The organism is Streptococcus infantis, from assembly GCF_047464415.1.
In the GTDB taxonomy this organism is placed as follows: domain Bacteria; phylum Bacillota; class Bacilli; order Lactobacillales; family Streptococcaceae; genus Streptococcus; species Streptococcus infantis_AE.
Genome location: NZ_JASHBX010000039.1, coordinates 1 through 2,461, shown reverse-complemented (window position 1 = coordinate 2,461; position 2,461 = coordinate 1). Strand labels below are relative to the sequence as shown.

At 39.1% G+C, this 2,461-nt stretch carries 2 protein-coding genes and 1 pseudogene; all 3 read right to left on the bottom strand.

Features of this window, described 5'->3' with window-relative positions; all coding sequences use genetic code 11:
- Window positions 1-448, bottom strand: a pseudogene (locus QM460_RS10305) (amidase); the annotation flags it as partial.
- A gap of 15 nt (window positions 449-463) precedes the next feature.
- A complete protein-coding gene (locus QM460_RS10300) occupies window positions 464-715 on the bottom strand; it encodes a hypothetical protein (protein ID WP_001107251.1) in 252 nt (83 codons plus the stop codon).
- Between the two features lie 19 nt (window positions 716-734).
- Window positions 735-2,461: virulence factor (locus QM460_RS10295; protein ID WP_414290044.1), on the bottom strand; the 1,727-nt coding region annotated here is incomplete at its 5' end.

Below are 2,461 nucleotides of genomic sequence, written 5' to 3'. Positions count from 1 at the left end.
CTCCGACATTCGCTCCAGGCTTTGTCCCACTTAAATCAACACTATCTTCACCATACGTCGCAAGAGTAACTGGAAAATTACTTTTACTAGAGGTTTTAACACCTCCCATATTGTGAGCTTTCCAGAAAGAAGTACCATTAGGATTCGTAAAATTGAAGCCATTCTCTATCATTGTTTGAGTGATAGAGGCTGAAGGTAGGAAACCTCCTGCCTTCCAAGACAGGATGTAGGCTTCCTTATGCTTTTTTACAAAGTCATCAATGGAACCATCAGCTGAAGAAACTGTGGAGTCACCAGTTGAAGATGTTGTTTCTACAGCACCACAATCATTTCTTCCATTATTGGTTACAGCTCCCATTATCCCAACTAACATGGTTATCCCAACATTGATAATTAATAGAAGAGCCACAAAAGGAATGAGAATCTTCAGTTTGAATATTTTTTTCATGGACACCTCGCTTATTTACCACAATCCTAATATTGTTCGCAAAATTCCATAAAAAACTAAAAATACAATAAATCCTATTCCAATCTTCTTGAGACCGTTCAAAAACTCCTTATCTCGTTCCTTTTGTGCTTCCAGGCGTTTTGGATCTGATTCTCCTTCTGAAGCGAAATAATCTCTTTCTTGTTGCATGCGATATTTACGAATCAACACATATTGATCAAATCTCTGCTTAGTCCTTGCAATCATTCCTAGTTTATTTTTGGCCATTCTGGTTTACCTTCCTTTCTTACTCAATACCGCCATAGCGCTCAACTTCAGGGGCTAACAGCTGTTGGTTAAAGACCAGATTTCCTACCCCTGCAATATTCATGAATAACTGTCCTTTCTTCAGACGAGGCAAAGTCTCTAGTTCAGACTGGTTCATTGATCCAGATAAGGCGTTAGCTAGTAGAGGAACACTGGTTTCGTCCGTCTGAGCAAAAACTCTATATTGCATCAGACCAAAAATCCTCTGGACTGCCGTTACGTACGGATCCTTATGAGTGCCAATCCCCGTCTCAAACAGAATCCCTCGCAGTGAATTAACAGACAATACAACACCAGCAAAGTTTTCGCCCATTGTATCAATCATATCAGCCAGAAGGTTGACACTACTTTCATGCTTAGGGTCAATGAGTGTCTGTGCCCCACTAATATTGACAATATAGTGCTGCATATCCATCTCCGTTAAGTCAGGACGTCTCTTCAGTGATTGCTTACAGCGTTTTCCGTTATTGACAATATCAGCCGAGACAAGTGAAAGAACAGAGAATATTTGAACATTTAACAAATGAGGGGCGTTCTTCAAACCTGAGAAGTCAAATGTCACAACTTGCTCTGAAGAAATATCTTGAAATTTGGTTGTCCCCTCGAAAATTTCTGCGTTTGTTGTCAATAGTTCGTTAAACGTGTTGTAAATACGCTTAACAGCCTTGTGTTCGGCTTTATCCGTACTAGTTTGTTCCAGTCGACGTTTGTAGGCATCAACAAACAAAATAAAATCAGACAGAATAGGATACTCTTCCTTCACAATATCCGTCGCTTTCAGTTTTTCTGGATTCAATGAAGGATTTCGAGCCCACATATTTCCCTCAATATAAAACTCATTCAGGAGAGTTCCAAATGTGATTAAATCGTCTCCTGTCACTTCATTATTCAGGAGTTTATAGATACTCTTCAGTTTCTCGATATGAAGGTTGTAGGATTTCTTCTTATCGATTTCAGTTCCTGCTTCATTGGTCACTGTTGGAAATACCTGGAAGATATTGATACGGTTAGCCTCACCTGATAAATCAAGAATCAATCCATGTTGTTTTCGTGTCTGATCAAGAAACTGGCCAGTAGCATCAAAGTTACGAATATAATGCCCCTTCGCATAGAGACCGTCTGTGTGTTTCATAAGAAAAGATCGTTGTCCCATCTTTGGATTTCCAGATAGGATCATAAAGGATCGTGTTCTTTTCTCGTCACGTTCTAGAAAATTGAAATTTACCGCTCCGTTAGTTGGAGTCCATCCAAGATAGAAGCCTTTCTCATCTTCTAGCTTCGTATGATTAAAGAAATATCCACCAGCTATTGAGTGAGCTGGAGTCGGTATCCCTCTTCGATGATTGGGCAAATCAATCTGATATTCGGCTGGAATAAATGGAGCATGGTATTCAAAATCTAATTCTCCAGACAGAATAGTGGATTTGAATTTCGACGTTTTGTCTTTGACTTCTTCAACCTTCTTGAATAACTCTTCTTTGATTGATGCAAACACAAAGACACGAATATACATCCCATACATAGCTATATTCCGCTTATCAATTTCACGGCTTAGTTTATTAAGATTATCAATCTCATCTAGTTCTTTCCGATTATTGGTTAGTTTGCTATTGTTTGTAATCCGTGTTGACTTCTCTTCAATAGAGTCCTCAATCTCTTTTTGAAGCTGTCTGTTATCCTCCTTGTACAGTGACAGGAAGGAACGTG